Genomic DNA, 23,519 nt, shown 5'->3' on the forward strand with positions numbered 1-23,519 from the left:
TATTTAGTCTTTAGAAGAGTGGCGTAATTTTTACGGCGCGGAAGCTTCCGACTTTTGCGCGGCGCGTATCGTTTTGTAAATGCAAACGTTTGCTGTATGATTTTGGAAGATGCAACGCAGCAACGTAATTAATGCAGCAAAGCAACGTAACGCAAAATAGCAATGCAGCAAAGCAGTAACAAAGCAAAGCAAAGAGGCATAAGATGACTTTGAATCCACAAGACGCACATGGCGTTCAAGACGCGCACAATGTTCAAGACGCGCACATTTTTTACGATTACGCCAAAAATCCGCTGTCTAAAGCAAAAGAATCGCAGGTTATAAGCGGCAAAAATTGGCGAATCACGTTAATCACGGATTCGCTTGTGCGCCTTGAGTGGAGCGAAAACGGCGAATTCGTAGACGCGCCTACGCAAACAGTTGTAAGACGAAACTTCGAGGCTGGCACGCAGTTTGCCGCGGAAAAGTCGCAAGCAGCCGAAGATGAGGCATCGCGCGCTTTTAATCAAAAATCTTCTAATCCAAAATATAGTGTAAAAAACTTGGAAAATGGCTGGATAGAAGTCGAAACCGAAAAACTGTTGATTTCGTACAACCAGCAGCCGTTTAGCAAAGAGGGCTTGAGCATTGTTGTGCGCGGAGTGCCAGGCTCGCAATTCAACACATGGCATTACGGCGACAAATGCCACGGCAATTTGCTCGGCACAGCGCGAACAGTGGACGAGGCGGATGGTGCTGTAAAGCTTGGAATGGGCGTAATATCTCGCGATGGGTGGGCCGTGTTAGACGATTCGCGCTCGGCACAAATCGCGTACGCGGCTGCTGTTGATGGAAAAGAAAACCCATACGGGGCATGGGTGGATCCGCGCGCAAAGGCGAATGGCAGCAGGCTCGAATCAAACTCTAAAGACCTATACTTCTTTGGCTACGGTCACAACTATATAGGCGCAATTCGCGACTTTTACAAGCTTACGGGCGCGCAGCCGCTCCTTCCGCGATTCGCGCTAAGCAACTGGTGGAGCAGGTACTACAGGTATAGTCAAGACGAATATTTGCAGCTGATGAGCCGATTTAAGCGCGAAGGCATACCGTTCTCTACTGCCGTAATCGACATGGATTGGCACGTAACGGATGTGGACCCAAAGTACGGTTCGGGATGGACTGGCTACACGTGGAATCGTGATTTGTTCCCAGATCATCGCGCGTTTTTGCGCCGACTTGCCAGCGAAGGACTTACTGTAACGCTTAATTTGCATCCGCGAGACGGCGTGCGCGCGTTTGAAGAAGACTATGCGCAAGTTGCGCGCGATATGGGAATTGACCCTGCAGGCGGCAAGGCAGTTGAGTTTGACCTTACAAATCCGCGCTTTTTGCGAGCATACCTAAACATGCATCGGCGCATGGAGAACGAGGGCGTTGGTTTCTGGTGGATTGATTGGCAGCAGGGCGGAGTTACAAAGCAGGCTGGCTTGGATCCGCTTTGGATGCTTAACCACGTGCATTACCAGGATTCGGGGCGCGGCGGTGCGTGGCCGCTTACGTTCTCGCGCTACGCGGGACCTGGTTCGCACCGATACCCAGTGGGATTCTCGGGAGATAGCGTAACAACCTGGGATTCGCTGGCTTTCCAAACCTACTTTACGGCCACAGCTTCCAACATTGGATACGGTTGGTGGAGCCACGATATTGGCGGCCACATGCTTGGCGTGCGATGCGATGAGCTGGAGGCGCGCTGGTACGCTTTCGGCGCGTTTAGTCCGATTAATCGCCTTCACTCCAGCTGCTCGCCGTTTGCTGGCAAAGAGCCGTGGAATTTCCCTGCCGAGACGCGCAATGCGATGGTTAAAATGCTGCGACTTCGCGCGAAATTGCTGCCTTATTTATATACGATGAATTATCGCGCGGCGGTTGATGGCAGGCCAATCGTAGAGCCAATGTATTGGCAATCGCCAGAAACGCTTGCAGCATACGAGATGCCGAACGAGTACCGTTTTGGCAGCCAGCTCGTTGTTGCGCCAATCGTTAGCAAAGGGTGCGAGCAAGTTGAGCGCGGATGCGCTGCCGTTTGGCTTCCAGAAGGCGATTGGTACGATTTCTTTGACGGAAGGCGCTATGTTTCGCGCGGCGGTGCTGGCCGCAGATTTGAGGTTTGGCGAGGAATCGACCGCGTGCCAGCGTTTGCGCGCGCTGGGGCTATTGTGCCAATGCAAGTTTTGCCGAGTGAAGCGGATTGCGCAAGTAGCGAGCAGGCTGCGGCGCATGTTAATAGCGTTGAAAATCCGCGATCTTTGCGCATTCTTGCATTCCCAGGCGATTGCGGCGAGTTTGTTATGCGTGAAGATAATGGCCGCTTTGAAGACGCGTGCGCTGGGAAAACTGCCGATACGCGCATGGAGCTTATTTGGAGAGACGGCAATGCGTCTACACAATTTGTGATTGATGCAGCAAAAGGATGCGCTAGTGCCGTTTCTTCGCTGCCTTCTAAGCGCGATTGGAGCGTGGTGTTTAAGGGCGTTGCTTGCCCAGACTTTTCGCGCGTTCGCGTTTTTGTTGGGGAAAATCAGCTTGAATCTAAGGCTGTAGAAGTTTCATATAAAGGCGAAGAGGGCGACTTAAGTCTTACCGTTTCTGTGCGCAATGTGCCTGTTGGCGATTGCGTGCGCGTGATTGTTGATGGCGGGCTTTGCATTGCGCAAGACCCTAAGGTTGGCGATTGCTACAGGTTGCTTTTGCAAGCGCAAATGCCGTACCGCGGCAAGGAGATTGCTTTTGATGCGATTCGCCAAGCTGGTGGCAGCGCGAGTGTTATAAGTGAGCTTTGCGCACTTGAGTACACTAGCGAGAGCGAGTTTGAGCGATACCAGCAAAGCGTTGACTTGACTAATGCGCATGCGCCGCAGCACCCAGAGGTTGATAAGTGGGCGCAATGGAAGTGCACGCTGCCTGACTCGGTTAAGCGCGCGCTTGAGGAGATTTTACTTCGCAGCGCGCTTTGATTGATCTTGGTGTTGCGCGCTCCTTGTTTGGTGTTGCGCGAGGTTTGAGTATTTCTCTCCTCGCAAGTGACGCGCTCCTTTACGGGGGTCTTATGAACGTTGATATTCCAAGGCCTCAGTATGGCGCTATTTATTGCTCGTAGAGAAATACATCAAACCTTCTGGATATCTAGGACTTTTGCGTGTTTTTCATCGCCGAGATTCTCGATTTTTCTTGCTACTTCAGCGAATCACCATCAAAGATGCTGAGGTTCGCTTCATCCGCTGCGAAAAATCTCGAATCTCTACCTAGCTTGCGCGACGACCTGCCTTCGAGCTTAAAGTGTTGCACGCTCCTTACCTGGAGCTGCGAGAGGGCTGGGTGTTTTTGCGTTCGCGCGGATTAGCCGCGCTCACGTCTTCGCCGCGCAGAAGCAGTGCTTCTGCCTTGAGCGGCTCAGCGCTCCGAATTACCTTTTCGCGCTACGCTCTAAGCGAAAAGGTAGGTCGTCGCGCCGCAGAGGGTTAAAAGTGTGAGTTGTCTCATATTATACGTGAGTTGTCTTATATACAAATGTTTAGATAATTAAGCTAAAAATGGCGTCTGGCGTGTTAAAATCGCAAGTGTTTTCTAAAAAATTATCTCGCGAAAACCCTTGAAATAAAAGGCCTGGGGGGGGGGGGGTATGTATCCCCAAAAGCTATAAACATTTGTTTATGTAGTGTCAAAAATATTCTTTAAATGTTATAATGACTTGTTAAAGATTGCTGCTTCTTTATAGTTGCACGCTATTGAAAATTAAATAACTACTTTTAGAGCTTATGACTTTTTGTCACTCGTGGTTAGAGCGTTCAAAACTTTTTGACTATTTGTTCTAATAGAAAGAAGAGGAAAATGACTACAAAATCTGGTAAGCACGCAAACAAGATTGCAAAGAATGCATTGGATTCTGCAGCTAACAATGGTGTTACAAAGGCTGTTGATATGCGTAAGGTGGCTGCTCTTTCGGCTGGTGCTGCTGGCGTGATTGCTGGCGCGGCAATTGCTTTTGGAGCAACTCCTGCAATGGCTGCGGATGCTACTTCTGCGCCTGTTGATACTTCTACGTCTGCAAATGCGCAGGATTTAACTGCTAAGAAGGATGATTCTAAGAAGCAGGCTGGTGAGACTAATCAGAATAAGCAGACTGAGGTTAAGAAGCAGGATAATCAGACTGTAGTAAACGCTGATAATACTGAAGGTAAGACTGATAAGCAGGCTGCAGATAGCACTCCTGCAGAAGCTCCAGCTGGCTCAAATCTTGTCCAGGATCGCGCAGCTACACCTGCACCTGCAACAGTTAACGGTGAGATAACGATTTCAAAAGAAACAAAAGACACGCTCCCAAACATGTACGCATGGGGTTCTTCCGACAATGTGTACATTGAAAAGGGGCAAAACCAATCCGTAACCTTTAAATTTGCAAAACCAACAGATGGCAGCACCATTACCAAAGTAGCAATTTTCCCATCTGATGGTAATACTGTTGATAATACTAAAAGTAGAAAGTTCCTTGAATATTATTCCGATGCTGCTGCTGTAAACGAGCATCAGTCATATTCAGGTACATACGAATTTAAAGTAGACAATGATGGTACAGCTACGCTTACCATGACCAAGCTTTATAGAGATGGCAATCTTAAGAGTGGAGAAAGCTACTCTGCAAACCGCTGCATTTATGTGTACGGTACAGATAAAGACGGTAAAACAGTAGTGCTGTATAAGACGAATATTGTGCGTGCGGCAACACTTATTCCGCCTAAAACAGCTGGCTCAATTGTGCTGAAGTATAACGAAGAACTTACCGCACAACAAATTCAAGATAAGCTTAAGGCTGCCTTAGATGCTCCTACAGAAGCAACTGGTAAAAAATCAATTCGCGATCAGATTACAGCTGCAAGCACATCTAAAGGCGTTGGTGTGCGCAATGAAGCCGCCAAAACGTTCACCAACACGCCAGATACCGCTGAAAACAAGGTAATTATTAACGATCAGCGTGCATACACACCAACTGATATTACTAAATTTAATACAACAACATCTAAACAGGGTGCTACTGAAACAACTTATATAACTACGGTACGAATCCTTAAAACTCATCTCATAACCGACACGGGTTATACTTCTGATGATTTGCCGCTTACGGTTGCACGCTATGATGATCGCATCGACAAGCCAACTGTTGAAGATCTGTCAAGCGTGTCCGATGAGGTAAAAACGGAGATTAGGCGTAAGCTTGCGCACCTTAATCACGTTTCGGAAGACAAAGTCACCTTCAACGATAAGGGCGAAGCTGTAATCAACTTCGACGGAGTGGATGCTGCGGACGCTCCTAAGATTGCTTTGCGTGACCTTGTGTTGAAGAAGCTTGAAGAAAAGGATGTTACTGTTCCAACTGGCGATAAGGCAGTCTTTGTTGCTAATCCACTTGGGTACTCAAACGCTGAACTTGACCGCATTAAGACAGCTATTTTTGAAGCTAACAAAGACAATAAAGAGCTTGGTCTTACCAGCAAAGATCAGATTACGCTTGAGTATCTGAAGGGCGATCTTACTGCAACTGGTGACTCTAATAAGGGCATCTCGAACGGTCAGGCGGAAAACAAGATTACCGTTAAGATCAAGACTGACAAGTCAGTTGCTGAGTTTACATCTAATGTAAAAGAGAGCAAGCTCACCAAGCTTCCAAATATTCGTACGGATTACGACGTTACTTGGACTAAGACTAAGATTGATGGTCGCGATACCGACGAAGGTATTTCTTGGAGTAATGATCAGAAGACCACTATTATCTACCGTTACGATCCAACTAAAGCAGAAGAGTTTGATACAAATAAGATTCTTAATTTGCTGAAGGCTACGCCAAAGGACAAGCAAGCTGGTTTGCGCGACCTTACTGGCGGCGAGCAGCTTTCCTATGAAGGTACAGGGAATAACGGGCGCAAGTCGCATATGCACTATGTGCTGCAAGATAACGAGCCGACAACTGAACTTACGCTTGGCAATATGAACAGCGCTTATTGGCAGGGAGTTCAGAAAGTTTCTAATTCTGACGTAGACCTCGGTGATAATTTATCAGATGCTGGTTCGTATTCATGGGATACAGAGGCTGGCTCTGTAACGGTGGCTGCTAAAAAGGGCAAGATTTTCAAGGCGCGTCTGTTTGTTGAGCCGTATGCAATGACATACTATAAGCATGTTTATCTGGAGCAAGGCCGCAATCCAGGCAATACAGCAAAGGCAATTAACGTTATCTTTGTGCCGCAGACGAATCATAAGAAGGATGACCTTTCTAAGTCGATTGACGAGCACAAGCTTGCTGACGATAAGAAGACTCCAACCGAGGCTAAGTACTACAACGCGTCTGCTGATAAGAAAGAGGCGTATGATAAGGCATTAAAGACTGCAAAGGACTTGCTTGACACGGTAAAGGACAAGCAAGAAAAAGACCTTACCGAAGAGCAGAAGGCGCAAATCGATAACGCTACGATTAACCTTAATAAGGCACGCGCCGAGCTTGATGGTCCTGACACCAACAAGGACGGGCTGAAGGAGTCGATTGATGCTAATGGTAAGGCTGCAGAAGGTAGTACTGCCGCAACTGGTACGCAAGCAACGAACCAGTTCAAGAACGTAAGCGATCCTGACTTCAAGAAGGCCGACGGTTCTGATGACACTGAAAGAAATGAGGCAGCTAAAAAAGCCAAGGCAGATTACGACAAGGCTCTTGATGAAGCCAATAAGGTAAAGGACGACAAGAACGCCACGCAAAAGGCTGTCGACGATGCGAAGGCTAAGCTTGATGCTGCACGCAACAAGCTTAACGACTTCACCACCAACAAGGATGAGTTGAATAATGCCATCGCTCAGCATGGTAAGGTAAACACGGGTGATGCTGATAAGCAAGGCGAAGATAAGCTTAAGACTGCCGATCCAACCTACCAAAACTCGAGCAAGGAAGAGCGCGACGCATACGACAAGGCTGTTGCTGAAGCCCAAAAAGTAGTTGCTGACCCCAACGCTTCCCAGAAGGAAGTCAACGAGGCTATCAAGAAGCTTAAGGACGCTAAGGATGCGCTCGACAAGAACGCAACCGACAAGGCTCCCCTTGACGCTGCCGTTCAAAAAAGCTTCGATAATCCGAAGCCAGATGATGAGTCTAAGCAAAGCGTGTTCTACAAGAATGCGAAGGCTAAGGCTGATAATGATAATGATGGAGCTGCAAGAGACGCAATTAACAATTACGATCAGGCACTAGCAAAGGCTAAGCAGGTTCTTGCAGACGACAAGGCTACCAAGAAAGACGTTGAGGACGCTAAGAAGGCGCTTGAAGATGCTGAAAAGGCACTTCATGCCGATACTTATGCCACCGACAACAAGAGCCTCGGCGAAGCACTTGCCGACAACTTTAGTGGTTATTTGATGCCTGCGTATTTCAACGCGTTTGATAAAGCGCAAGCAGGCGACGAGCAGGCCAAGAAAGACTTCAAAGCCTATAACGACGCGTACCATGCTGCCAAAGACTTGATGGCTAAGACCAAGCAGCAGGGGAGTACTGTCACACAAGACAAGGTTGACAAGGTTAAGGCGCAACTTCTCGAAGCCCGTAAGGTCATCGATAAGTATGCAACCGACACCAGTAAGATTTCAGCGGCGTTGCTTCAGAGTTTGGCCATTACTAATAGCCCAGCATATAAAAATGCGTCTGCAAATACTGATCCAAATTCTGACGAAGCTAAGGCAAAGAAAGCGTACGATGATGCGCTTAAGGAGTTGCAAAAAGCCTTCAATGACCAAATGGATAAGGATAAGGGTGACGACGGTAACGAAATCCCAGAGTCCGTTATTCCAGATAAAGATATTGACATGACCAACAAAGATGCGCTTAAGAAGTTGCAAGCGCACGCTAAGGGTCAGCCTTTAAATAGGGATGTAACAAAGCTCCTCGCAAAGCTTAATGATGCCGTTAAAGGCTTGGATACGTTTAAGACTAAGACCGACGAGCTGATTAAGTCGATTAACGAGGACGACAATACCAAGCAGACCCCTGCGTATAAGAATACGGAAAATCCTGACTATAAGGGCGAAGATGGTACGACTGCTGACACTGATAAGAACGACAAAGCATCTGCCGCAAAGACTGCTTACGACGAAGCTTTGAAGGCCGCTAAGGAATTGCTCAAGAAGCCTGATGCAACGCAAAAGGAAATCAACGACGCCAAGGCCGACCTCGACAATGCTCGCAAAGCTCTCGATGCCTACAACACCGACACCACTAAGCTCAAAGAAAGCGTAAAGAAGCACGGCTCTACAGATGGTGCTGCGCCTACAGAAGGCACGCAAACTTCTGATGCGTATCGCAATGCGTCTGATCCTCACTTCTTAACTGCTGATGGCAAGCCGGATGAACAGAAGAACAAACAGGCCGCTGAAGATAAGAAGGCGTATGATGAAGCTTTGACAAAAGCTCAGGAGCTTTTGAAGAAGCATGATGATAAAGACACGCCACTAGACGCGCAGCCAACTCAAAAAGAAATCGACGACGCACTGAAGGCTCTCGATGCAGCTCGCAAGAAGCTTGAGGATAACTATAAGACTGTTACTACTGATCTTGAGACAGAAATTAATAAGTCTACTCCAGAGGGTGCTCCTGCTGTTACTGAAAACGACTTTGAGAATACGCCAGAGTTCAAGAACGCTAAAGCTAAGACAAGCGATGGTAATGAAAATGCAGACGTTACTGCTTATAAAGAAGCTCTCAAGAAGGCTCGCGAACTTGTAAAGGCTGCTAATCCTACAGATCCAGCTGCAGTGAACAGTTCGCATCCAACGCAGCAACAAATTAACGATGCGCTTGATGCTCTGAAAGCGGCTAAGAAACAGATTGAAGACAACTACAAGACCAATCTTGAGCCGTTGACTTCTGCTAAAGACTTTGCAGGTGGCGACTTCAAGAAGACGCCTGAGTATCAAAATGCTGTTGCTAAGAAGGCTGCTGGTGACCAAGGTGCTACAAATGACTTGGGTAAAGACGGTGAGCAAACTGGCTTCGATAATGTTCTGAAGAAAGTTACCGAAAAGCTTAATGACGAAGATTGGAAGAAAAAAGCAACCCAAAAAGATGTAAGCGCGCTGCTTAAACAGCTGAAAGACGCTCAAGACAATATTGCTAAGAAATATAAGACTGATGCAATTAAGCTTGAACGTGAAGTCGGTGATAAGGATCAAGACGGCAAGCCTGTAACTCCTCCGTTTGAGGCGTCTGTTCCATACAAGAACGCACTCGCAAAGTCGAATGATGGCGATAATGATGCGACTGCAAAGCTGAACGCTTACAACGAGAAGCTTAAGGCTGCACAGGACCTCATCAACAAGGTTAAGAACCCCGATCCAAATGCTGCTCCAGCAGATCGTCCAACACAACAGCAGGTTGATGATGCTCTTGCAGCTTTGAAGCAAGCTAAGAAGGACATTGACGACAAGTTCAAGACAAAAGTTGAAAAGCTCCAAAATGAAGTTGATGATAAAAACGAGGATGGCACTGCGCGTACTCCAAAGTTTGAAGAATCAACTGAATTTGCAAATCTTCAAGGCAAGACTAAGGATGGCAAGAAGCCTGATGACCTGGTAGCGTATGAACAAGCGTTAGCAAAGGCTAAGGAACTCATCGACAAGAACGATGGTAAGGTCACGAAGGATGGGCAGGAAGTTGACGTTCCAAAGGATCAGCTCCCAACTCAAGCCCAAGTTGACGAGGCTCAAAAGGCTCTTAAGGAAATCAAAGACAAGATTCTTGCTAACTACAAGACCAATCCGCACGACTTGCAAGAAGAAGTCGACATGTCTAAGGACGGCGACGACGACCAGCGCGATACCACGTTTGAGAATACGCCTGAGTTCAAGAACGCCGATTCTAAGAAGGGTGAAAACGGCAAAGACAATGACGATATGGCGGCCTACAAGACAGCTCTTGACGCAGCTAAGAAGCTCCTTGATAAGTTTGATCGTACTACTGGTAAGCCAAAGACTGATCTCCCAGCAGGCGAGAAGGCTCCAACTCAAAAGCAGCTTGATGATGCTCTAGACGCCTTGAAAGCCGCCAAGAAGAAGATTACTGACGACTACAAGACTGATCCTTCTAAGTTGAAGTCTGAAGCTGATAAAGATGGCGACTTCACCAAGACGCCTGAGTATGTAAACGCTCAAGCTAAGGGTGATGACGCATCTAAGAAGGATCTTGAGGCCTATAAGAAGGCGCTTGAGGATGCGAATAAGGTTCTTGGCGATAAGAATGCTACGCAGAAGCAGGTTGATGATGCTTTGAAGAAACTCCAGGATGCTAAGTCTAAGCTTACGGATGGCTACAAGACGGATAAGAACAAGCTCTACCAAGAGAAGGACAATGACCCTGAATTCCGCAAGTCTATTCCGTTCTTGATTGCAGATGGCAAGGATATAGCTGAGTACAACAAGGCGCTGAACGAAGCAAATGCTGTGCTCGCGGATTCGAATGCTACCCAGGCGCAGGTTGATGAAGCGCTCAGAAAGTTGCAAGCTATAAAGCAGAGGATACTTGACTTCTACAACTCGCTTGGTTCGGGTAGTGGCGACGATTCCGATGGCGGCAGCGCAGGCGCAAACAACGCGAATGCGAATGCGGTTGATAAGTCTATGTTGCATGCCGAAGTGAATGGCGCGCTTGCGGACGTTGCCAATGGCACAGCGAATGGCGCTAAGGGCACGAAGGGTGCACTTGTAGACGCAAGCGTGATTAAGGAGTTTAATGATGCTCTAGAAAACGCTCGTCGCGTGCTCGCTGACCCGAATGCTACACAGGAGCAGGTTGAAGCTGCGACTATGCGACTTCGTGCAGCTCGTGCGGCTCTTAATGCTGCAAAGGCAAACAAGGGCAGCAACTTGCGCGGAAACATGGGAGTGCAAACTGGCGTTGATTCCGCAACGTTAAGCGCGTTCGCTGCTGTGTTTGTTGGGCTGGCAGGACTTGGAGTGTCTGCTAAGCGCCGTAAGCACTCAAGTAGATAAAAGTTTGCGCTCTAGTAGCGTTCCTTAAAAAAGCGTTCACATTTTGTTTTATAGTGTGAATGCACAAAATGGCTTGCGCTCCGACCTGCCTTTTCGCTTAAAGCGTAGCGCGAAAAGGCAATTCGGAGCGCTGAGCCGCTTAAAGCAGAAGCACTGCTTCTGCGCGGCGAAGACGTGAGCGCGCTGTAACGCGCGAGCGACAGGACCTGCCTTTTCGCTTAGACCGCGCTCACGCCTTTACTTGGTATTGCGAGAGGTTTGAGTATTTCTCTCCTCGCAAGTCCCGTCGCTACGCTCCTCTTTTATTGCTCGTAGAGAAATACATCAAACCTTCTGGATATCTAGAACTTTTGCGTGATTTTCATCGCCTGAGATTCTCGATTTTTCTTGCTGCTTCAGCGAATCACCATCAAAGATGCTGAGGTTCGCTTCATCCGCTGCGAAAAATCTCGAATCTCTACCTCACTTAGCGTAATTTATATGAGTTTATGTAGTGCGATTGTACTGAATTTTGGCGTTTTTTGATACAAACGCACTACAAGAAAAATCTCGAATCTCTAGCGTGCTCGGCGTAATTTATATAAATAGGTTAAAAACTTGAGTGGGAGAGTGTTAAGTTTTTGCGAAACGCGCGCAAAAATGCTTGACTTTAATAACTTGAGTGTGTTAGACTCAAGTTTTGTAAAAAGAAAAAGCGGCTAGTCGCAAGGCTGGCTGCCAAGAATTTGAGTACATAGATTAAAAGGTACATAGATAAGATAGCTAGGAGATATTATGGGACGCGCAGTAGGTATTGATTTAGGAACAACGAACTCCTGCATTGCAACGCTTGAAGGCGGCAGCCCAACAGTTATTGTTAACGCAGAAGGTGCGCGTACAACACCGTCCGTGGTGGCTTTCAGCAAGTCGGGAGAAATCTTGGTTGGCGAAGTCGCTAAGCGTCAGGCTGTTACTAACGTTGACCGCACGATTAGCTCCGTAAAGCGCCATATGGGTATGGATTGGTCTGTTGAGATTGATGGCAAGAAGTGGACTCCTCAGGAGATTTCCGCTCAGGTTTTGATGAAGCTAAAGCGAGATGCAGAAGCCTACCTTGGCGAGCCAGTAACCGATGCCGTTATTACATGCCCAGCATACTTCAACGATGCTCAGCGTCAGGCAACTAAGGATGCAGGTAAGATTGCAGGCTTGAACGTGCTGCGTATTATTAACGAACCAACTGCTGCAGCATTGGCTTATGGCCTCGAAAAAGGCAAGGAAGACGAGCGCATTTTGGTGTTCGACTTGGGCGGCGGTACTTTCGATGTGTCGCTTCTTGAGATCGGTAAGGATGATGACGGCTTCTCCACAATCCAGGTGCAGGCCACTAATGGAGATAACCACTTGGGTGGCGATGACTGGGATCAGAAGATTATTGACTGGCTTGTTGGCGAAGTTAAGAACAAGTATGGCGTTGATTTGAGCAAGGATAAGATTGCTTTGCAGCGCTTGAAGGAGGCTGCTGAGCAGGCAAAGAAGGAGCTTAGCTCTTCAACATCTACCTCAATTTCTATGCAGTACTTGGCAATGACTCCTGACGGAACTCCAGTGCATTTGGATGAGACTTTGACTCGTGCTCACTTTGAGGAAATGACTTCCGACTTGCTCGGTCGTTGCCGTACGCCATTTAACAACGTGCTTTCCGACGCTGGCATCTCCGTAAGCCAGATTGATCACGTGGTGCTTGTTGGTGGTTCTACTCGTATGCCAGCCGTCAAGGAACTTGTAAAGGAGCTTACGGGCGGTAAGGAAGCTAACCAGTCCGTGAATCCAGATGAGGTTGTGGCTGTTGGTGCAGCTGTGCAGTCGGGTGTTATTAAGGGAGACCGCAAAGACGTTCTGCTTATTGATGTAACTCCACTTTCTTTGGGCATTGAAACCAAGGGTGGAATTATGACAAAGCTTATTGAGCGTAACACCGCAATCCCAACTAAGCGATCCGAAGTGTTCTCTACTGCAGAAGACAATCAGCCATCCGTTTTGATTCAGGTTTACCAGGGCGAACGTGAGTTTGCGCGCGATAACAAGCCTCTTGGCACTTTTGAGTTGACGGGTATTGCTCCAGCTCCTCGTGGCGTTCCACAAATCGAAGTGACTTTCGATATTGACGCTAACGGCATTGTGCACGTTTCCGCTAAAGATAAGGGAACGGGCAAGGAACAGTCCATGACGATTACGGGCGGTTCTGGCTTGCCAAAGGACGAGATTGATCGCATGGTTAAGGAAGCGGAAGCTCACGAAGCAGAAGATAAGAAGCGCAAGGAAGAAGCGGATACTCGCAACCAGGCAGAGTCCTTCGCTTACCAGACTGAAAAGCTTGTGAACGACAATAAGGATAAGCTCTCCGACGAAATCTCTAAGGAAGTTACCGAAAAGGTGAATGCTTTGAAGGCAGCTTTGAAGGGTGATGACCTTGAGAAGATTAAGAGCGCGCAAAGCGAGCTTATGACGTCTGCGCAAAAGATTGGTCAGCAGCTTTACGCTCAGCAGGGTGCGGCTGGCGCTGCAGGTGCTGCGGGAGCTCAGGCTGGTGCTGGTGCTGCATCTGATGCAAATGCAGGTGCCTCTAAAGATGACGACGTGGTTGACGCCGAAGTGGTGGACGACGACAAGGACGATAAGGATAACAAGTAATGTCCGAGTTTAACGCCAACGACTACTTGAGTGGTTTGGAAGACGTGCCTTCGGATTCTGGCGATTCGCGTGCGGCGTCTGCTAGCGCGGCCGATAATGCGGCCTATAGCGCTGCAGATGGCGCTGCGGCGCAGGGTGCAGCGCATGAGGAAGCTCATGAGGCAAAGCATGAAGCGAAGCACGCTGCAGCTGCTAGCGATGCGTCGGTGAATAACGCGGCGAGTGATGCGGCTAGTGATGCTGCGGCGGATTGTGCTGCGGATTGTGCAACGCAAGACGCGGCCGCTAGCGCAGACGCCGCAACTGAAAAATCGCAAGCAACCGCAGATGAATCTAACGCGCGTAAATCTAAAGAAAATAGCAATTCTGCAGATGCTCAAAGCAGCGAAGAAGACGATTCCTTAACACCTCTTGGCAAAGCCAAAAAAGAGGCGGCGGATTATTTGGAAGCGTTGCAACGCGAGCGAGCAGAGTTCATCAACTTCCGCAACCGCGCAGCCAAGGAGCAAGATCGGTTCAGGCAGCATGGAATAACAGACGTGCTTACGGCTTTATTGCCAGCTTTAGACGACATTGATAGGATTCGCGAACACGGCGCAATGGACGATTCGTTCAAAGCTGTGGCCGCAAAATTAGACAAGGCGTTTGAAAAGTTTGGCGTAGAAAAGTTTGGCGAAAAGGGCGAAGACTTTGACCCAACAAAGCACGATGCGATTCTACACAAGCCAGATGCGAATGCTACGAAGGAAACGGTTGACGTTGTTGTGGAGTCGGGCTACAGGATTGGCGATCGCGTTATACGCGCGGCGAGAGTCGTAGTGGCGTCTCCAAGCAATGCATAGCAGTGTGCGCAGAATGAAACATCGTGAAACAATGCGTGAAACATCTTTAGTGTCAGCACTAATGTCATCGCTTGTTTAGCTCACTCGCTGCAATCAAACGTTTACTTGCAAATCCCATGCCTACTCGTGTTGTCGGTTTAGATTCTAAACAGTCAGCGCGAGTAGGTTATTTAGATATAAGTTGTTTAGATAAATGCCAGTGGCTCAAAGAAAAAGGAGCTTAAATGGCTGAGAATGAATGGCTAGCCAAAGATTTTTACAAGGTTCTCGGAGTCTCCAAAGATGCCGACGAAGCCACAATTACAAAAGCGTACAGAAAACTCGCTAGAAAATATCACCCAGACTTAAACAAAACTAAAGAAGCAGAAGAAAAATTCAAAGACGTATCCGAAGCGTACGACGTTTTGAAAGATAAGCAGATGCGCGCTCGCTACGACGCGATTCGCCAGTTTGGCGCAGGCGGAGCAAGATTCGCTGGAGGAACGTGCGCAGGCGGATTCGACGCAAGCGGAGTTAATGACATTTTCTCATCGATGTTTGGCGGATCGCCAATGGGCGGCGGCTCACGCGTGCGATTTTCCACGGGCGGCGCGGGTCCAGACATTGGAAACATATTCTCCATGTTTACGGGCGGCGCTGGCGCGCAATCGGCAGCAGGATTTGGCGGTGCAGACTACGGGCAGTATGGTCAGTATGCTCAATCTGCCCAATCTGCTCCACAAAACACGCCTGAACGCGGCGAAGACATTACAACGGCTATAAAACTAACCTTTAAGCAGGCGTTCAAAGGCGCTACTGTTTCGCTTCGATCGGGCGGAGAATCGTTCAAAACACATATTCCTGCAGGCGTAAAAGATGGGCAAAAAATCCGCCTAAAGTCAAAGGGAAAGCCAGGAAAGTTTGGCGGCGCTTCTGGAGACATGTACTTGCAAGTGCAAGTGGAAAAGTCGGAGAAATTCTCGATTGAAGGATGCGATTTAGTAGCCACTTTGCCGCTCACCTTAAGCGAAGCTGTGCACGGAGCAAAAGTCACGCTTAAAAACGTAGACGGCGAACCGATTGTGTTTAAGGTGCCATCTGGAACTTCGAGCGGCAACAGAATACGCGTAGAGGGAGCAGGCGTGCCAGGCAAAAACGGCGCGTTTGTTGGAATTGCGCAAATACATGTTCCAAAAAAGTCAACAATGGCTGTAAAACATGCTGCAAAAGAGTTTGAAAAGGCGTGTGGCGAAGATTACGAGCAAGAAGTGAAGGATTTGCGCGCATAGCAACAAATCGCTTAGCGTTTGCGTTTTGTGTTTGCTCGTAGAATAGCGTTTGCGTGTAGAAAGGAAAGTAATGGCTAGGTTGGATCGCCAAATTAGGGCGCTGTATGAGATGTGTGCAGTGGCGCTAGTGCGCGGAAATGCAACGCTTGACGGCGCGGACGAAGTGGGCTTTAAAATCGACATGCCGATTTTTACAGTAAGCTACGTAGCCAACCTAACCGACACGCATCCGCAAACGCTTAGGCAATACGATAGATTGCGATTGATTATGCCGCAGCGCACAGAAGGCGGAGCCAGAAGATACTCGCTTAGAGACATAGATAGGCTTGTGCAAACGCAAAAGCTGAGCCAAGAAAACGGCGTGAATCTTGCTGGAATAATGCGGATTTTGGAGCTTCAAGAAGAAAATCGCCAGCTTAAAAGGCAAGTGAGGCGCTTGGTGGACGAGGCGGCGAGTGCGGAGCGAAACATTTTTGCAGCGAGTGCAGACGGGAATATTGTGGAAGTTCAGCGCTCGCAGCGCGCAAAGGATTGGCGCCGAGATATTCGTGTGCCTCAGCGCGAGTTGCCGTCTTCTTATTCAAGAGGCGCGAATGGCTATTCGCAATACAATGATTATGCAAGCAATGATTTAGAAGACGATAAGTCGATTGTTTTGTGGCGCGCGTTTGGGCTATAGCGCCTACGCTAACAAGCGCCTACGTAAACAAGCGCCTGCGCCTATATCAACAAGTGCATACGCCAACATTAGTTTAGATTTTTCTAAATACTAGTCAAATGCTTAAATAGATGGTGGATATGTGGATAATCGCAAAATCATATGCGCCAATAAGTGCATAAGTGGATAAGTGCGTAATCTAAGTAGCACTTAAGTGTATAAGTGCATAAGTGTATAAGAATATAAAGGGGATTAATGGTAACGAGCGCAACCGAGGAAAATGCATTGACAGAGTTAGCTGCAGAAAAATCGGCAATTGAGATGGCAGCTGCGGCAAATCGCAAGCTGGCAGCAGTTTTTTGGGATATGGACGGAACGCTAATCGACTCCGAGCCGTATTGGCATGAATCCGAGATTAAAATCGCAAAAGAACATGGCGGCGAGTGGAGCGAAGAGCTTGCGTGGCAATACTCGGGCGGCTCGTTAAAAGACGTTGCCGAAGCTATGATTGCGCGCGGAACAAAGATGGGCGTTGAAGAAATCGGCAATGCTATGGTGGACTACGTTGCAGAGCGCGAGAGCGTGGAAGTTCCATGGGTGCCAGACGTTCTAGATCTTTTGCAAAAGCTTGCCGACGCAAAAATCCCTTCGATTTTAGTGAGCAATTCGCCAAGGCGACTTGTTGAAAATATTGTGGATCATGCGCCTAAAGGTGCCTTCGCTGGTTTTATTTGCGGAGACGACGGATACCCTACAAAGCCAAGCCCAGAGCCGTATTTAGCGGCAGGCAGATTGCTTGGCATTAGCGCGCAAAACATGAAGTATTGCATTGCGATTGAGGATTCGTTTGCAGGGCTAAAGTCGGCTGCAGCTTCGGGAGCTACGACTCTTGCGCAAAGAGCGTACTCTAACTTAGACGTTAGCGACGGGCCTCAGTTTGCGGACTTAGACGGATATAAAGACCTTACGCCGCAAGCGCTTGAGCGCTACGTTATTGAGCGCATTGCGCAGTAATATACGTCAACTATTTCCGCTTTTTGTTGTTCGACACGCTGTGAATCGCTACAAAAAGCGGAAGTTTGTAGCGCGATTAATCGCTGCCGCTTTGCGTTTGTGTAGTTCCGCTTTCTCCAGAAGATGATGCCGCGCCAGACCCATCGCCTGCGCTTCCGCCACTAGTAGTGCCGCCGCCAGCCGAGCCGTTCCCGTTATTCGGCCCATTCTCGCCAGACCCATTCGACCCATTTGCGCCATTCGCACGATCTTCACTACTAGAACTATCTTCCTTATTAGCGCCACTTGCGCCACTTGCACTATCTGCTTTATCTTTATCTTTGCTATCTTCTTTATTTTCGCTGCTATCGTCGTCAGCAAAGTCGCGTTTGCTTCCGCCAAGCCCCCAAGTGCCGTCAACACCTCCAATTTTGCCGTTATCTTTAGCCTCTGGGAACTTTTCCGCAGCCGTTCCAGCCAGAGCCGCGCGCATGTATCGCGTAAACAAATGCGCCGAATATCCGATTCCTCCAGGGTATCCGCGGAAAGTTGGCACAGGCAAAGGATTTCCTTGCGCATCTGGATTCCAAATAGCAAACACGGTCAAAACGCTTGGCGTAAATCCAACAAAACTACACGCCGAAGCATCGTTAGCGGTTCCCGACTTTCCAGCAATCGGCTTTCCAACGCCTCTAACCTCTGGCGAAGTACCGTATTGTACAACGCCTTGCATGGCCTTAATAGCAAGCGCCATGTCTGCCGCCGCAAACACCTGTTTTCCAACGGTCGGCGCCCTATAAAACTCTTTGCCGTCTGGGTTCTTAACGCTAGAAACAATGTGCAAATCTGGCCTGCGACCCTGGTTTGCAATCGTCGAATACGCGCGCGCAATCTCACTAATATGCACGGGGTCGTTTCCAAGAACAGTAAACGGATTCTTGCCGTTAACGCGCTGCGCGTTTAGACCAGCCATAACAGCCGTATTTGCCACGCCTTTTTGCCCAAGCTTTTCTTGCAAAGCCATAAATGGCGTGTTCACAGAGTTTGCTGTTGCTTTATAAAGGTTGATCATTCCCCAATTTGTGTTTGCAAAGTTGTTTACAGGCTTTTCGATTCCCTTAAACTTTAGCCCTGTATTTCCATTAAACAGCGTGTTTAGGTTTGTTCCAGCCTGAATCGCGCCAATCAGCGCAAACGGCTTCATTGTACTTCCAGGCTCGTAAAGCGCTTGAGTGGCGTTATTTAGCGGCTTAGAAAGGTAGTCGTCGCCTGCATACACAGATATAATCGACCCATCTTTAGGATTTACGCTCATTGCGCCCGTTTGCACTCCTTGCGGCGTAATTCCGCGCGCGCCAGCAGTCGGGCTTGCAACGTTAAACATTAAATCCTGCTTAGCTTTGTCGATTGTTGTAATAATGCGGTATCCGCCTGTGTCTAGGTCTTCTTTTGTAAACGCGCCGCCGCTTGTAAGCTCGCTGCGAACCATTTGCAAAAGGTATCCTTGCGGCCCTGCGTACATGTTTTGCTTGGTTTGATTAATGGTTTGCGGCATTTTTGCGTTTTTGTATTCTTCGCTTGTAATGTACTTGTCTTTAAGCATGATTCTTAGCACGCGCTTGAATCGCATATTCGCCTCTTTAGGCATGATTGCAGGATCCCAGCTGCTTGGCGCAGGGATTATTCCAGCCAGCATTGCCGCTTGAGATAGCGTAAGATCCTTCGCTTCCACGCCAAAGTACGCTTTTGCTGCCGCCTGGATTCCGTACGCTCCGCGGCCCAGATAAATCGTGTTCATGTAATTGCACAGCACGGTGTTTTTGTCTTGTGTTTGCGCGATTTTTAGCGCAAGAATGGCCTCGTGCAGCTTGCCTAAATACGTTTTTGTTTCGCCAAGATAGTAGCGTTCCGCGTATTGTTGCGTAATCGTAGAGCCGCCCCATCTGCCTTTAGACGTTACGTTGTGGATTATTGCGCGCCCAATTCCCTTAAGATCAATTCCGCCGTCTTTGTAGAATGACCTGTTTTCGCTTGCGATTATTGCGTTTCCAACATATGGTTTTAGAACGGAGCAATTTATGATTTCGCGATTTTGCTCTGCAAAGCTGCCGATTTCCGTTTTTCCATCCGCGTAGTAAACCTTTGTTTTATCCGCCATTGCGATTTTGTCTGGCTGCGGAATGTCTGTTGTTACGTACATCCACGCAACCGTTAAAATTCCAAGGATTATTGGCGTAAAAATTACGATTAGCGCCCAAAAAATAATCGGATGTTTTGTTCTAAAGTTTTTTTGGATTCTTCTGTGGCTTCTGCGATTGTATTGTTGATTGTATGAGCGGTTGTGTGGTCGCCTTGTGCGCGCGCCAGCGCCAGCGCCAGCTCCAGTGCCATCGCCCGCGCTTCTTATAGTGCGCCTTTGGCTAGAAGAGTGCGAATTTCGTCCATTACTATTTGCAACCATACAATCCAAGTTAGCGCTTGGCGAGGAATTTTAACCATATGTAATCGTGCGTAATCATGCGTAATGAGGAATTTTAGCCATATGTAATCATATGTAATATCGTTTCAATCATATGCAATATCGTATGTAATATTTGTAAAAGCTAGTATTATAAAAGTGTATTAGTGCGGCGTTTTTGTGCCGATGATTTTTGTTAAGGAGTTTATATGAGTATCCGCGTTGCCATTGCCGGTGTTGGCAATTGTGCTTCGTCGTTAGTTCAGGGCGTTGAATACTACAAGAATGCCAATGATGGCGATAAAATTCCAGGATTAATGCATGCTGTTTTTGGGCAATATCGCGTGCGAGACATTGAGTTTGTAGCCGCTTTCGATGTTGACTCGTTAAAAGTTGGTCATGACTTAAGCGAGGCGATTTATGCTTCGCAAAACAACACGATTCGCTTTGCAGACGTGCCTAATCTTGGCGTTACAGTGCAGCGCGGCCCTACTTACGATGGCTTGGGCGACTACTACAAGCAAATGATTGACGAATCTAAAGAAGAGCCTGTAAATGTTGCCGAAGTTTTGCGCGATTTGCATGTAGACGTGCTTGTGTCTTACTTGCCAGTTGGCTCCGAGCAGGCAGACAAGGCGTATGCTACGGCAGCTATGGAAGCTGGATGCGCGTTTGTAAATTGCCTTCCTGTTTTTATTGCTTCCGACCCAGTTTGGGCGCAAAAATTCCGCGATGCAGGAGTTCCGATTATTGGCGACGATATTAAAAGCCAGGTTGGCGCTACGATTACGCACCGCGTTATGGCACGACTTTTTGAAGATAGAGGAGTGCGTTTAGACCGCACTTATCAGCTTAATGTTGGCGGAAATATGGACTTTATGAACATGTTGCAGCGCTCTAGGCTTGAGTCGAAGAAGATTTCTAAGACGCGCGCGGTTACTTCGATTGTTCCGCACGATATGGATGACCACAACGTGCACATTGGCCCTTCGGACTATGTTGCTTGGCTTGACGACCGCAAGTTTGCGTTTGTGCGCTTGGAGGGCACCACTTTTGGCGATGTTCCGCTTAGCTTGGAGTACAAGCTTGAGGTGTGGGATTCGCCTAATTCCGCAGGCATTGTTATAGATGCTGTGCGCGCGGCGAAGATTGCGTTGGATCGCAAGCTTTCGGGGCCGATTTTGGCTCCTAGCTCTTACTTTATGAAGTCGCCAGCTGTTCAGCATGAAGATGGCGAGGCGCGCGAACTTGTTGAGCGCTATATTAATGGAGATGTTGAGGCAGATGAGTCTCAGCTTAATGCAGATGTTGAGGATGCAAAGAAGAGCGGCAAAAGCGTGTGGCGCGCTTAGCGATGCGCCTAATGTTGCGGAAGCTTCCGACTTGTGATTGTGTCTAGTTATGCGTATTGTTGCGCGCTCCATCTTCGGCTGCTTGCGACTTGTGATTGACTTGCGTTAGGCATTCGCTTGGCTTTTCGTCGGTTGCTTGCGATTCGCGCTCGACTTTTATACAGAATCGTGTAATATAGGTAGAGCCTCCGCGTGGCACTACGTCACCCAATCCCCCCAGGGCAGGAATGCAGCAAGGGTAAGTGGCCTCTGGTGGGTGCGCGGGGGTTTTCTGTATTCTGCGCGACGACCTGCATTCGAGCTTAGAGCGTAGCGCGAATCGACGATTTCGAGCTGCATAATGCGTGAGAAATCACCTCGACTCGCTGAGCCGCTTAGCGTAGAAGCACGGTGTGCTTCTACGGCGGCGAAGACGTTCGCACGGCTGATCCGTGCGAACGACGACTTGCCTTGTAGTGCGTTTGTATCAAAAAACACCAAAATTCAGTACAATCGCACTACGGTTTTGTGTGTTTGTGTAGTGTGTTTGCGCAACGACCTGCCTGAGCGCTTAAAGCGTAGCGCGCGAAGGCAACTCGGAGCGCTGAGCCGCTCAAACGTAAAGCCCAGTGGACTTTACGTGCGGCGAAGACGTTCGCGCAGCTAATCTGCGCGAACGACAAAAACGCTGGAATTCAGTACAAACGCACTACAGTTTTTGTTCCGCGACACGCGCGGAATCCTTTCCTTAAAAAAAGCTGGGAAAATTCTTCAAAAACCTTGAAATGCGTATTTTTACGGTTTAAGTGTTGTTTATCCACAAATTTTACGGCAATGTGGCCTTTATTGTGGATTAGTTTGTGTATAACATCATTTTTTTCGGTTTAGCACGTGTGGCTGGGGCTTGACTTTTTCAAACGGGGGGGGGGTATGTTAATAGCAACATCACACGGTGGATAACCGTTGGTGGAATGCGTGAACGCGCGTTTTATATTTTCCTCGCCGCATTGCGAGTTGTTCGCTTTGCGAGTGGGGGAGAAGAAGAAAGGAAATAAAATGATGAATAAGAAGGCTATCGCCGCTTTCGCTGCTGGCGCAACTTTGCTTGCTGGCTTTGCAATGGCAACCCCAGCATTCGCTGCTGATAAGACTGAAGCTCCTAAGAAGGAAGCTGAAAAGGAACTTACTGGTCTTGAGAAGGCTCAGAAGGCTGTTAAGGACGCTCAGACTGCTAAGGACAATGCTGATAAGGCTGTGACGACCGCTGAAGAAGCTGCTAAGAAGGCTTCCGATGCTTGGGATACTGCTAAGAAGGATGCAGCTAAAGTTACTGGCGCTAAGGAAGATCAAACAACCCATGTATATGCTAAGGATGATTCTGTTGCTTTGACCACAGCTCAGCAAACTGCTCTTGACGATTTCTTGAAGAAGCAGTCTGACGTTAAGACTACAGCTGATGCCGTTACTGCTGCTAAGAAGACCGCTGAAGAAGCTGCTAAGACCTTGACTGCTGCTCAGACTGCTCTTACCAACTACAAGCCAGAAGAAAAAGTTGAAGTAGCTGTGTCCACTCTTAAGGCTGCTTTGGTAAAGACCAGCGCTGATTTCGACGACGCTAACGGCAAGCTCGAGAAGGCTTACGCCAAGTACGATGCTGCATACGCTGAAGTCAAGTCTGCTCAGGCCAAGCTTGATGGCGCAAATGCTGCTCTTGCAAGTTTCAAGACTGCTCATGACGAGCTTACCAAGGCTGATAAGGTTGAGCTTGCTCAGCTTGAGAAGGCTGTTAAGGACGCTAAGGAAGATTTGGCCGACGCTGTTAAGGCTTTCAACGATGCTAAGACCGAGTTTACTAAGGCCTTTACTGGTGCTAAGAAGGCTTGGGCTGCTTACAAGGGTGCATTCAAAGCTGCTAAGGCTAAGGACGCCTCATTGGTTGCTGGCTACGCTTTGCCAGATGACTTAGAGCCACTTGCTGCTAACTACCAGCCAGGCGTTTCTCACGTTACCCCAGGTTCTGTAAAGCCAGGCCAGGCTGGCAAGACTGGCGCTGGTAAGCAGGGTCAGACTGGTGCCAATGGTGCTGCTGGTGCTAAGACCACTGTGGTTGAGAAGAAGAAGGATGGCGGTAAGAAGTTGCCTGGTACTGGTGTTGGCGTAACTTTGACCGCTTTGGCTGCCACCATGCTCGCTGGCATGGGTGCTGCTGTTCGCAAGGCTCGTCACTAAGCTAAAAGC

The 23,519-nt window shown here is 48.3% G+C and carries 10 protein-coding genes and 1 other RNA gene; 10 read left to right on the forward strand and 1 reads right to left on the reverse strand.

The window, feature by feature from the left end:
* Positions 1–203: 203 nt before the first annotated feature.
* From MAF46_RS05815 to MAF46_RS05845, 7 genes are all read left to right on the forward strand, one after another.
* On the forward strand, positions 204–2,996 hold the full coding sequence (locus tag MAF46_RS05815; protein WP_060785721.1) for a glycoside hydrolase family 31 protein: 2,793 nt from the start codon (positions 204–206) through the stop codon (positions 2,994–2,996).
* Positions 2,997–3,870: 874 nt separating this feature from the next.
* Positions 3,871–11,058: an FIVAR domain-containing protein gene (locus MAF46_RS05820; protein ID WP_060785723.1), complete on the forward strand. Its 7,188-nt coding sequence runs from the start codon at positions 3,871–3,873 to the stop codon at positions 11,056–11,058.
* A gap of 774 nt (positions 11,059–11,832) precedes the next feature.
* Positions 11,833–13,731 carry a molecular chaperone DnaK gene (gene dnaK / locus MAF46_RS05825; protein WP_020757717.1) on the forward strand — a complete coding sequence of 633 codons (1,899 nt, stop codon included), beginning with the start codon at positions 11,833–11,835 and terminating at the stop codon, positions 13,729–13,731.
* Positions 13,731–14,573: a nucleotide exchange factor GrpE gene (gene grpE / locus MAF46_RS05830; protein WP_060785724.1), complete on the forward strand. Its 843-nt coding sequence runs from the start codon at positions 13,731–13,733 to the stop codon at positions 14,571–14,573. Before dnaK ends, grpE begins: the two co-directional genes overlap by 1 nt.
* Positions 14,574–14,797: 224 nt before the next feature.
* The gene (locus MAF46_RS05835) at positions 14,798–15,841 is read left to right on the forward strand and encodes a DnaJ C-terminal domain-containing protein (protein ID WP_060785725.1); all 1,044 of its coding nucleotides are present in this window, start codon (positions 14,798–14,800) and stop codon (positions 15,839–15,841) included.
* Positions 15,842–15,911: 70 nt separating this feature from the next.
* On the forward strand, positions 15,912–16,520 hold the full coding sequence (locus tag MAF46_RS05840; protein ID WP_004133347.1) for a heat shock protein transcriptional repressor HspR: 609 nt from the start codon (positions 15,912–15,914) through the stop codon (positions 16,518–16,520).
* Between the two features lie 300 nt (positions 16,521–16,820).
* Positions 16,821–17,513: an HAD family hydrolase gene (locus tag MAF46_RS05845; protein ID WP_032843127.1), complete on the forward strand. Its 693-nt coding sequence runs from the start codon at positions 16,821–16,823 to the stop codon at positions 17,511–17,513.
* A 76-nt stretch (positions 17,514–17,589) separates the two neighbouring features.
* Here MAF46_RS05845 and MAF46_RS05850 read toward each other — a convergent pair whose 3' ends face one another.
* Positions 17,590–19,953, reverse strand: a complete 2,364-nt coding sequence (locus MAF46_RS05850; protein WP_060785726.1) for a transglycosylase domain-containing protein — start codon at positions 19,951–19,953, stop codon at positions 17,590–17,592.
* 206 nt (positions 19,954–20,159) lie between these two features.
* On the opposite strand from MAF46_RS05850, the gene MAF46_RS05855 reads away from it, so the two are divergent.
* From MAF46_RS05855 to MAF46_RS05865, 3 genes are all read left to right on the forward strand, one after another.
* On the forward strand, positions 20,160–21,302 hold the full coding sequence (locus tag MAF46_RS05855; RefSeq protein WP_060785727.1) for an inositol-3-phosphate synthase: 1,143 nt from the start codon (positions 20,160–20,162) through the stop codon (positions 21,300–21,302).
* A gap of 179 nt (positions 21,303–21,481) precedes the next feature.
* Positions 21,482–21,578: signal recognition particle sRNA small type (ffs, locus tag MAF46_RS05860), an RNA gene on the forward strand.
* Between the two features lie 759 nt (positions 21,579–22,337).
* Positions 22,338–23,510, forward strand: a complete 1,173-nt coding sequence (locus MAF46_RS05865) for a hypothetical protein (RefSeq protein ID WP_230953883.1) — start codon at positions 22,338–22,340, stop codon at positions 23,508–23,510.
* The last annotated feature ends 9 nt before the right edge of the window (positions 23,511–23,519 follow it).

The organism is Gardnerella pickettii (assembly GCF_029226345.1).
In the GTDB taxonomy this organism is placed as follows: domain Bacteria; phylum Actinomycetota; class Actinomycetes; order Actinomycetales; family Bifidobacteriaceae; genus Bifidobacterium; species Bifidobacterium piotii.

Coding starts and splice junctions, on each gene's coding strand:
- MAF46_RS05865 (WP_230953883.1), top strand. CDS start 22,338: ATGATGAATAAGAAGGCTATCGCCGCTTTCGCTGCTGGCGCAACTTTG.
- MAF46_RS05820 (WP_060785723.1), top strand. CDS start 3,871: ATGACTACAAAATCTGGTAAGCACGCAAACAAGATTGCAAAGAATGCA.
- MAF46_RS05840 (WP_004133347.1), top strand. CDS start 15,912: ATGGCTAGGTTGGATCGCCAAATTAGGGCGCTGTATGAGATGTGTGCA.
- grpE (WP_060785724.1), top strand. CDS start 13,731: ATGTCCGAGTTTAACGCCAACGACTACTTGAGTGGTTTGGAAGACGTG.
- MAF46_RS05845 (WP_032843127.1), top strand. CDS start 16,821: ATGGCAGCTGCGGCAAATCGCAAGCTGGCAGCAGTTTTTTGGGATATG.
- MAF46_RS05815 (WP_060785721.1), top strand. CDS start 204: ATGACTTTGAATCCACAAGACGCACATGGCGTTCAAGACGCGCACAAT.
- MAF46_RS05835 (WP_060785725.1), top strand. CDS start 14,798: ATGGCTGAGAATGAATGGCTAGCCAAAGATTTTTACAAGGTTCTCGGA.
- MAF46_RS05850 (WP_060785726.1), bottom strand. CDS start 19,953: ATGGTTGCAAATAGTAATGGACGAAATTCGCACTCTTCTAGCCAAAGG.
- MAF46_RS05855 (WP_060785727.1), top strand. CDS start 20,160: ATGAGTATCCGCGTTGCCATTGCCGGTGTTGGCAATTGTGCTTCGTCG.
- dnaK (WP_020757717.1), top strand. CDS start 11,833: ATGGGACGCGCAGTAGGTATTGATTTAGGAACAACGAACTCCTGCATT.